The 9,967-nt window shown below is 34.2% G+C and carries 11 protein-coding genes and 1 pseudogene; 11 read left to right on the top strand and 1 reads right to left on the bottom strand.

What is annotated here, in order from left to right; translation table 11 throughout:
• Positions 1 to 523: 523 nt before the first annotated feature.
• The 10 genes and pseudogenes from V7150_RS09330 (at position 524) to V7150_RS09375 (ending at position 7,427) form a co-directional block, all read left to right on the top strand.
• Positions 524 to 877 carry an acylphosphatase gene (locus V7150_RS09330; RefSeq protein WP_335516669.1) on the top strand — a complete coding sequence of 118 codons (354 nt, stop codon included), beginning with the start codon at positions 524 to 526 and terminating at the stop codon, positions 875 to 877.
• A 251-nt stretch (positions 878 to 1,128) separates the two neighbouring features.
• Complete coding sequence (locus tag V7150_RS09335; RefSeq protein WP_335516672.1) at positions 1,129 to 1,569, top strand: cell wall hydrolase; 441 nt, start codon at positions 1,129 to 1,131, stop codon at positions 1,567 to 1,569.
• A gap of 385 nt (positions 1,570 to 1,954) precedes the next feature.
• The gene (locus tag V7150_RS09340; RefSeq protein ID WP_335516674.1) at positions 1,955 to 2,422 is read left to right on the top strand and encodes an aminotransferase class V-fold PLP-dependent enzyme; all 468 of its coding nucleotides are present in this window, start codon (positions 1,955 to 1,957) and stop codon (positions 2,420 to 2,422) included.
• A gap of 343 nt (positions 2,423 to 2,765) precedes the next feature.
• Positions 2,766 to 3,749 (top strand): MBL fold metallo-hydrolase, encoded by a 984-nt coding sequence (locus tag V7150_RS09345; protein WP_335516677.1) that lies wholly within the window; start codon positions 2,766 to 2,768, stop codon positions 3,747 to 3,749.
• A 29-nt stretch (positions 3,750 to 3,778) separates the two neighbouring features.
• Positions 3,779 to 3,877 (top strand): annotated as a pseudogene (locus tag V7150_RS09350) (enoyl-CoA hydratase); the annotation flags it as partial.
• 140 nt (positions 3,878 to 4,017) lie between these two features.
• Entirely contained in the window at positions 4,018 to 4,584 is a 567-nt protein-coding gene (locus V7150_RS09355) for a histidine phosphatase family protein (RefSeq protein WP_335516680.1), read from the top strand.
• 45 nt (positions 4,585 to 4,629) lie between these two features.
• A complete protein-coding gene (locus tag V7150_RS09360) occupies positions 4,630 to 4,857 on the top strand; it encodes a hypothetical protein (RefSeq protein WP_335516683.1) in 228 nt (75 codons plus the stop codon).
• 133 nt (positions 4,858 to 4,990) lie between these two features.
• A complete protein-coding gene (locus V7150_RS09365) occupies positions 4,991 to 5,458 on the top strand; it encodes a hypothetical protein (RefSeq protein WP_335516686.1) in 468 nt (155 codons plus the stop codon).
• Positions 5,459 to 5,803: 345 nt separating this feature from the next.
• Positions 5,804 to 6,517: an aspartate/glutamate racemase family protein gene (locus V7150_RS09370; protein ID WP_335516688.1), complete on the top strand. Its 714-nt coding sequence runs from the start codon at positions 5,804 to 5,806 to the stop codon at positions 6,515 to 6,517.
• Positions 6,518 to 6,551: 34 nt separating this feature from the next.
• Positions 6,552 to 7,427, top strand: coding sequence for a LysR family transcriptional regulator (locus V7150_RS09375; RefSeq protein WP_335516691.1), 876 nt, complete (start codon positions 6,552 to 6,554; stop codon positions 7,425 to 7,427).
• Between the two features lie 258 nt (positions 7,428 to 7,685).
• Here the strand turns inward: V7150_RS09375 and V7150_RS09380 are convergent, their stop codons facing one another.
• Positions 7,686 to 8,606 (bottom strand): LysR family transcriptional regulator, encoded by a 921-nt coding sequence (locus V7150_RS09380; protein WP_335516694.1) that lies wholly within the window; start codon positions 8,604 to 8,606, stop codon positions 7,686 to 7,688.
• A 165-nt stretch (positions 8,607 to 8,771) separates the two neighbouring features.
• On the opposite strand from V7150_RS09380, the gene V7150_RS09385 reads away from it, so the two are divergent.
• On the top strand, positions 8,772 to 9,536 hold the full coding sequence (locus V7150_RS09385; RefSeq protein WP_335516700.1) for a sulfite exporter TauE/SafE family protein: 765 nt from the start codon (positions 8,772 to 8,774) through the stop codon (positions 9,534 to 9,536).
• Positions 9,537 to 9,967: the final 431 nt, after the last annotated feature.

Genomic DNA, 9,967 nt, shown 5'->3' on the forward strand with positions numbered 1-9,967 from the left:
AAACTAAAGAATGAATTTTACAAAGAGCTGCTACCATTTTTGCAGCTTTTCTTATTGTTTATTTTGAATAGTTCCGTGAAATCTAGGTTCACCACGACCAGGGTCAGCAATCGCAACAGCAATTGTGTCTTTAGATACGTCTAAACCAACAAATTTTTGTACATCCTTCATAATATACGGCTCCTTTTCGTGTGTAGCTCTACACTTGGTTTTATTTTTGGTAGTAACATTATTGCCAAGTGCAACCTACGTTAAGCGATGGGAGTCGTTTCGTTCATTATGACTAAAGGATGGGCTTAACGCACCATAGTTCATCGACCTTCCTCTCCCAGCCTTAGAAACAGTATGGACGGATTCAATACATTTTCATTCTTTGTAACGGTACAAATTAGTTTGATAAGAAGGATAAGTTTATCTTAATGGAGAATATATTTTTAGCTTTACTTCTTAGAGAGAGTAAAGCGTTTTTATTATTTAGGTTCGGAGACGATTTAGTAATAAACTAAAAGGAGTACGTCGTAGAATGAGTGTTTTTAAGAAATTAAGAAATGAGTATGTAATTTGGCATGCAAATCGAATTAAGTTTCCTATATTTGTTTCAAAGACTATATTAAGAAAGAAAGTAACTTTTTCAGGAAGAGTGCAAAAAGTAGGATTCCGCTTGGAAATATATTGTATTGCTCAAAGAATGAAATTAACAGGATGGGTGAAAAATTTAGAAGATGGAAGTGTGGAAGCTGAAATACAAGGGGAAGAATCACAAATTTATTTTCTCGTCAATTGCATGCAGTCATTAAAACGGGCATCTGTAAAAAAAGTGACAATGATTGATGTACCTAATAGGGACGATAATGAAATTTTTACAATAGTGAGATAAGTTGTGTTCCACAATTAGGATGTCAATTATTATTGAACTACTGGGTACAAGAGTTAAAGACGGGGGATCACTGCGGTGATTCTTTTTCCTTATTGCACTATCTAAGTAGGAGTTGAATAAAGATATAGAAAAGAATGCCATAGTTTTCATCTTACTTAAAAACTGTAAGCTTTAAAAACTAGGCATTCTTATTTTATAAACAATGACATCAATGTAAGCTTTCTTTCATACTATATTTTTGGGGTGAGAAAATGCCAAGAGCAAATTACCGAAGTTCAGACGTTGACTTAATGGCAAGGATGATGAGAGCAGAAGCAGAAGGTGAAGGAAAACAAGGAATGTTATATGTTGGAAATGTAATTGTGAATCGTCTTGTAGCAAATTGTTTAGACTTTAAAGGTTTAAGATCAGTTAACCAAGTTATTTTTCAAGTACAAGGAGGAAATTTTTCCTTTGAAGCTGTTCAAAAAGGGAATGTATTTTATCAAAGAGCAAGGACTTCCGAAAAAAGATTAGCCAAACAGAATTTGGATTATTGGAGACAACACCCAGGGAAATATGCCCTTTGGTACTTTAATCCACATGCTCCATGCCCTCCAACATGGTACGGTCAACCTCATTCTGGTCCATTTAAAAATCATTGTTATTATGAACCGAAAGCTGGAACATGTGATAGTGTTTATAGCGGATAAGCTTACTCTTTGAGTAAGCTTTTTTACATATTTTCAGAATGCGGGTCTCATTCGGACGCAAGAAAAAAAGCAAGATTGTTTCGACTAGCGGGAGTTCAAAAAGGAATTTTGAATATATGGACAATCTTTAGTATAATCGAATTGGTTAAGATTGTAATATTTTACTACATTTAAATAAGTAATAAAAAAAGACCTAGCTGCCGATGGCGGCTTTTTGTTTATTAAACTACTTATAAGAACTATATTTTCGTTCATTTTTGAAGCTCTGCTTCATGGATGGCTAACGGTCAGTTTAAGAGGAAAATAGAAATATAAGGAAATTGGGTTTTTGGTAATATTAAAGGCCGAATAATTTATACAATATAGTTTTAAGGGGGGAAGAAAAATGAATAATCCGTACAGTTGTTATCGTTCGTTATTCCCTATTTTATCAAATTATGTACATTTAGCTAATTGTTCTCAAGGTGCATTGGCTCAGCCTGTTTCACGCGCGATTGAAGAATATCATAATAGTTTGATTGAGTTTGGAAGTAACAGGGATCAGTCGATTATGAAAGTGGAGGCTACTAGAGAGAAATTCGCTGAACTTATTGGTGCCGAAATAGATGAAATTGCTATATTAACCTCTGTATCTGATGTTATTTCTACTATCGCCACTTGCCTGCCATATGAAAAGAATAAAAATAGTATTATTTTAACAGATATTGATTTCCCTACTGTTGGTCATATTTGGCTTGCACAGGAACAGGATAGTGCAAAAATCTCCATTATTCGTTCTTCAAACGGAATCATACACTTAGAGCAATACGAAAAGGAAGTAAAAGAGAATACATTACTATTTGATAAATGGTAATCCTGGCAGCTTTTCTTATTGAACTAAAGAAGCAGGATAGTTGATTATTACTTAAAATAGTTTTAATATTCAGATTATAATTGACCATACAGTATAAAACCTTCAGTGGAGATTTAAATGCCATTAAAAGTAGGAGATATAATTACGTTTGAAGGTACTTTTACAGTAAGGGATCTGAATTAATTACAGAGATTTCATGTGATGAAGGGAGTCGTGATCTAACCCCAGATGAACAGTGGATGCTTGTAATTCGAGGGCAAATAACGGCAACTCTACCAACAATATAATTGATCGAACGTTCAATCATAATTGTTTAATCATTGAATTTATGGAGGAATAGCTTATGAAAAAATCCAGTATTATTTTCTTTGAAAGAAAATTTCCAAGTGCAAACATGATCCTTATTAAGGATCAACTCCCAATCCTTATTGATACTGGTTTTGGGAGTGATGCGAAAGATACAGAACAATTAATTAAAGAAGTAGGCGTTTCACCAGAAGAATTACACCTTATTGTGAATACCCACTATCATAGTGACCATGTAGGGGGCAACTTTCATCTTCAAAAAAATTATGGTGTTACGATTGCTGCTCATAAATGGGATGCCGATTTAATTAATTCTTGTGACCCTGAAGCCTGTTGTGCAGAATGGTTAGATCAGCCTGTAGAACCTTATCGAGTCGATACAAAGCTTTCAGATAACGATGAGATTAATTCAGGAAGTAAGACCTTTAAAGTCTTGCACACACCAGGACATACGTTAGGACATATTTCTTTATATGAACCTAAAGAAGAGATATTAATTTGCGGGGATCTCTTCCACAAGAATGATATCGGATGGTTAAATATCTTTAGAGAGGGTGTCACATCTATCCAACGATCTATAGAAAGTTTGGAACGGTTGTCCATGCTCCGGATTCAAAAGGCATATTCAGGACATGGACCTCAAATCGAGAATCCTCTAGCTGCCATTGATGCGGCAAGGGAAAGGTTTGAAAAGTGGCTCAAGATGCCAGAAAAAATTTCATGGCATGCCTGTAAGAGGATTTTTTCATTCACATTAATCATTAAAAACGGATTGGCAAAAGAAGAAATTGATAACTACCTATTAAAGTGTGGTTGGTTCCAAGACTTTGCACGCTACTCTTTCCAGCTTCAACCAGAGAAATTTATTCAAATCCTGCTCGATGAAATGATTCGTTCCGGAGCTGCAAGCTGGCACAATAATCATTTAATCGCCACCACCCCATACAATGCACCACAAAAGAATTGGATGAATAGGAACATAAAGCCGAAAGAATGGAAACCTCAAGATTTTCTCACATAATCTAGTACAAAACCTTCAGTGGAAGATTTATATCATTAAAAGTAGGAGATATAATTTCGTTTGAACGGACTTTTTCAGTAAGGGATGTTGAATTATTTACAGAGATTTCAGGTAAGGAAGGGATTCACCTGCATTACTTGAAGATCTTGCTGTCAAATCTGGCAGCTTTTTTGTTGTTAAGCTAAGTGCATTTTTGTTGAAGAAGAGACTAAACCTTAAAAGCGTTATAATTAAGTAATTTTATATTGGAGTAATTGGGAGGGGTATTATGAAAACTTTCATATATATGGTAAGACACGGCGAATCTCCAAAAGAAGGAAATGAAAGAACAAGAGGGTTAACTGAAAAAGGTAATTTAGACGCTCAACGAATAACCAATGTATTACAAGGAGAGAAGATTGACGCTATTGTCTCAAGCCCTTATAGCCGTTCAATCCTAACCGTTGAGCATTTAGCTAAACAATTAGGTCAAGAAGTTTTAGTATTTGAAGACCTTAAAGAGAGAGTTTTTACTGCTGAAGAAAAACGAATATCTGATAAGGAATTATTGCCTTTGTTAGAAAAATCATTTTCTCAACCAAACTTTGCTTTGACTGGCGGGGAGTCTAATGCAGAGTGTCAAAATAGAGCTATAAAAATCTTAAAAGAACTATTAAATACCTATCGAGGACGGAAAATAGTATTAGGCACCCATGGAGCTGTTATGGCTTTGATGATGGTGCATTATGACAGTAAATACGATTTGAATTTTTTACTACAGACGTCGAAACCAGATATTTTCAGAATGGAATTCAATGGGCAGGAATTGATGGAGGTTAGAAGATTGTGGGAATAGTCTTAGTAAACACTAAATGTTGATGTTCGTTCAGTTATTGCTAATTTGTTAGCGGATCAGTTAGGGATCACAAAAGATCAGGAAGAATTTTTGATTTTTGATATCGATTTTTCCTTTGGTTCGTTCGTACCTCCTCCTAGTTATCCAGATTTTCATGCAGGAGCGCAGGGGACAGCACGATTCCTAAAATATTTTCCCAATTTGGTTAGACAAGAGAAAATAAAGGAACTATCCCCTAATCCTTGGCTAAAGGGCAGGATAGTTGAAGAATAATACAAATATTTCCTTTTACAAAGCGTGTTCTGCGGTAAAATGAAGGAAAAATAATTTAAGATTTATAAATGTAACCTTAATAGGTTATTTGTCGCTGTTAGATACCATCGGATTAATTGTAGGGGGAGATATTTTGAAACAGAAAATTTTATCGCTTATATCATTGAGTTTTACCATTTTTATAATGGTAGTATCAAATGCGGCAGCGACTTCATTAACAGTTATCCGTGAAGGAAACGCAGGTGGATATGAGTACACAATTAGTCAAGATCAAAATAAGATTACTTGGAAAATAATTCATAAAGGGAATACAATTGTTATAGATGAAACTGAAGGTAATAGGGAACAATTAGATTATTTTATGCGTGCAGTTCGAGAAATTAAAGTTCAGACAATAAAACTAGTTTCATATGCAATAGGATTGTTGTTTGTAACAATAGCTACGGTAATTTTTCATAAGAAAAAATACTTGGTTAAAGGTGGAGGTGCTATTTTTGCATTATTGGTTATATTAGCACTAAGTCAAATTGTTATTGCCTCAACGGACCTTAGTAGTTTATATAAGGATGCAGGGTTTTACTACTATCGGCTAACTAATTAGGCTTTTTCTTGTTGAACTATCGGTTAGTTCAAGTACAAAACTTCACAAAGGTATAGAAAAATTTGCGGAAGGGAACAGTTCGGATGGACTTGAGGAGGGTTGCTACATAACTGAGAATAACTATTAATGGTCTGTAAGAAGTCTTTCGAGAATTTGAAGGGAAATGTTTCAGTGGAAAGTTGGTAAATAAACTTGGTTCAAACGAAGCTTTATCATTAGCAAGGTTATCAATTTATTGTTTCTATTCGTGTATAGATTATTTCTATAACTCAGCTCCTATTATAAAAATTATAATAAAGTAAAAATCAGTTTATTAAAACTTTTATAATAGAAAGCGGTGAAAAAATGAAAAAAATAGTTGGGATTATTGGTGGAATGGGACCATTAGCAACTGTCGATTTAATGAATAAAATTATTTCTTATACACCTGCAAAGAAGGATCAGGATCATATCCATATTATCGTGGACAATTATTCACAAATACCTGATCGAACAACAGCTATTTTGGGAATAGGTACAGATCCTACTCCTTATATTATACAATCAGCACAAAGGCTAGAAAAAGCTGGTGCGGATTTTCTAGTAATGGCTTGCAATACTGCTCACTTTTACTTTAAATCAATAAAAGAATCTGTTAGTATCCCGATTCTACATATGCCTTTAGAAACAGCTCGCTTTTTACACGTAAATGATATGAGGAGCGTAGGTTTGTTAGCTACTGATGGAACAATAACTACAAAACTGTATCAACATATTTGTCAATCCTACGATATTAATGTCATTGAGCCTGATATGCAAATGCAAAAAGTAGTGATGGAAGGAATATATGCAATTAAAGGGAGTGATATAGAGAAAGGGCGTTTATACCTTTCAAGAGTAGCTGATAAATTAATCAAAAGAGGGGCAGAAGCTATAATAGCAGGTTGTACAGAGATTCCTCTTGTACTTAAATCATACCAAGATATTTGTATCATTGACCCAACAGAAATTTTAGCCAAATCGGCAATTAAATTAGCTACTGAGACAGAATCAACTAAAGTAATTGGGTCAATTAGCTAAACGCATTGGTGAACTAAAATAAGGAGCAGTAAGTATGAATATTGAAAATATTGAAGCCTTCATTTATGTTTGTCAACTAGGTAGTTTCAATAAAGCAGCAGAGGCTCTTTATTTAACTCAGCCTTCTGTAACAGCACGTATTCAATCCCTTGAAGGTGAAATTAATTTAAAGCTTTTTCATCGAAATGGAAACAAGATTTCTTTAACAGAAAAGGGAGAATATTTCTTTCCACACGCACAAAAAATTCTTCAAGCTTACCAGGAAGCAAAGTACGGATTACAACAAGTAACTGTACCTTTTGAGCTAGTGCTCGGGAGTGCTTTGTCAATTTCCAACAACATTCTACCTGATATTTTGCCAGCTTTTAAATCTAAGTATAAAGATGTTAGAATCAAAATTATAACAGGACATTCTAAAGATATTTTGCACAAGGTCATTAACAAAGAGGTTGACTTTGGTATTATACGGACAGAAACCCACCCCCAAGTAGAATCAATTCGTCTTTATAATGACCCTATTAGCCTTGTTGTACCTTCAAATCATTCTTTTTTAAATGAAGAAAAAATAACAGTAGAGGATGTAAGTAAACAGCCTCTAATCTTTTTTGATTATGGATCTATCGATTGGCTTATTATTCATCGTCTATTTCAAAGTAATGGTGTAAATCCGAATATATATGTAGAAGTTGATCATATGGAAACGGCTAAAAATTTAGTTTTACAAGGTCTGGGCATTAGCTTTTTACCTGAGCATTGTGTAAGAAAAGAAATTGAAAATAAAGAGTTATTCAGAGTAGAAATGACTCCTCCTGTGAAAACGAATATTAGTATTGACTTTATTTATTTAAAAGGTCAACCTAAATCTGTTTTTATGGATTTTTTAAAAAATAAAATGTTTGAAAAACAATAAACGAATGATGGGTCAATCATTAGTGGGAAATCAGCAAAGATACTTTTCGTATACCAAAAGAAAGATTGTGAAATGTTGCACTTAAACTAACGGATGCTTTAGTTGAACAAGACATGTACTTATGATCTTCCACAATCGGGCGCGTTTATTTAGGAACGCGTCTTTTTTATTTTAAGGTCCATATACCGGAATAAGGTATTATTATAATAACAAAGCAGCCGCATTCTTTTTGAAAAATGCGGCTTTAGACCGTTCATACTAAATAAATTTACCTGAAATGGCAGTTTCTATCTCATAACTACTTTTTACATAATCAATAAATCTATTTAGATTTACGGTAAATTCCTTATCTCTTTTACGGCTGCAAATATATACAGGTCGTCTTACCTCAATTCCTTTAACAATCACCTTCCCTATTTCCCCTCGTTTCAAATAGTCTCTGACTGCAAGTGCCGGAGCTAGCATAGTACCATATCCAGCAACGACTGAACGAATTGATTCATTTAGGCCATGATATTGCAATCCAATATTGGGGATAGGGACTCTATAAATTTTGCATAATGAAAATAGGATTTCCCTCGTAGAACTTCCTTCTTCTCTTAATAAAAACGGCTCCGTCATCAATTCGCTTAATGAAACTTCTTGTCCATCGTATTTATGACCATGTGGAACAATAAACCAAAAATCCATATCCATTAAGTGATCAAGATGAATATCAGGATTATTCCACTCTTCTTTCACTACGAAAGCAATATCAGACTTGTAGTGAAGTAAGTTTTCTAATACTTGATTGGAATTGCCGCTATAAAGGTTCACTTTAACTGAGGGGAAATCCATTTTGAATTTTGCTAACCAGACAGGTAATAAAAAATTGGCTGGCAAATATGTGGAGGCTATACGCAGTTCTTGTATTTCACCATTCTTTAGCTGCAGAAGCTTATTTTCAATATCCTTTTCCATATCAAATAAGCTTTCAGCACGTCCAACCAGAAACTCTCCTTCCTTTGTAAGCTTGATTCCTCTTCCTTCTGTTTCTAAAAGTTTTAGTCCTGATTCCTTCTCCAAATTTCTGATTTGAACGGTTACTGCGGGCTGGCTGATCGAAAGGGCATCGGCTGCTTTTGTGACACTTTTTAATTCAGCTACTTTAATAAAGATACGCAACGCATGAAGATTCATAATCGAAATCCTTTCATAAAATTAATTTATGAATTCGCTAAAAACATATATTAGTTTTATTAATTATTATTATATATCCTTTTATTATCAATAACGATAAAAAAGGAGAACATGATGAAAAAACAAATGATTATATTTCTTTTACTGAGCATAGCACTACTTTTAATGAGTGTTTCATCCTTAAACCATCACCTAATTATCCTATTTTTTATCGGAATCGTTTCTTCTTTTGTTGGGACTTTAGCTGGTGGCGGTGGGCTGATTACACTTCCGGCGTTGATTTTAACTGGTATTCCTATTCAAACAAGTATTGCGACAAATAAATTTTCCTCGGGTATTGCTGCTTTTTCAAGTGTATTCTATCTTATCCACCTGAAGCAGCTAAGTATTAAAACAATCATACAAAACTTATTTGTAGCATTTTTAGGAGGGGTTGGAGGGGCTTTAGTTACGACTCATCTCTCTGAAAAAACAATGAATATGACTGCATTTATTCTCCTTTTTTTTGCCTTAGTTGTTACCATTAAAAATAAGGGATGGATTGAGACGGCTCAAGGTGGTCATCATGAATCTACTAAAAAAAGATGGACACCTTTCTTCCTCTTTTTTATAGCAGCTTATGATGGAGGATTCGGTCCCGGCTCGTCCACATTTGGTATTTTGTATTACATGAAAAAACAACAAACTTATTTAAAAGCTGTTCAACTAACAAGGGTTTTGATTTTTGGAAGTTGTGCGGGAGCATTTATCATTTTTTATCAAACTGGATTCATTCAATGGCCATACGCCATCGCAATGGCTTTCGGTTCTATTATTGGCGCTCAAATAGGCCTACTTGTTTTACCTAAAGTTCCGCTGAAAATAGCGAAGTCATTATTAATTACAATTATGTGCTTTTTGATTACACAGATGGTTTATAAAATAATATAACTTTCAATTTCTATACTAGGGCTGTTCTTTAACTTTAGTGAAAAAAGGCAGGTTTCTATGAATAAAGGAGTAAATGCCGGCGATATTATTTTTCAATTATTTAGTTTAGGAGTTTCAATATTTATAGCAATCTTATTATAATTTTGGCGTTCTTCAAATAAACTAACTGGGTACGTTAAATAGCAAAAGTCTGATCCATCTGTTATCAATTGTACAAAATATGATCTTCCATAATCGGGCCAGATTGTTGAGTAACTCATTTTCAAAATAAATGGATATTTTAGAAGAGATTGTGAAGAAATGTACTTAAACTAAAGGGCAGGTGTGCGGCCGTGCCTAGGTCGTATCATATAACGGGTGGGATTCCCGTCGAGTAAGAACTAGCCATTCGCTCGTAGCGAGTCTTGGAGGGCTAAAGGTAACTTTAGTCT

Origin of the sequence: Neobacillus drentensis (genome assembly GCF_036965245.1) — a bacterium.
Lineage (GTDB): Bacteria > Bacillota > Bacilli > Bacillales > Cytobacillaceae > Neobacillus > Neobacillus drentensis_G.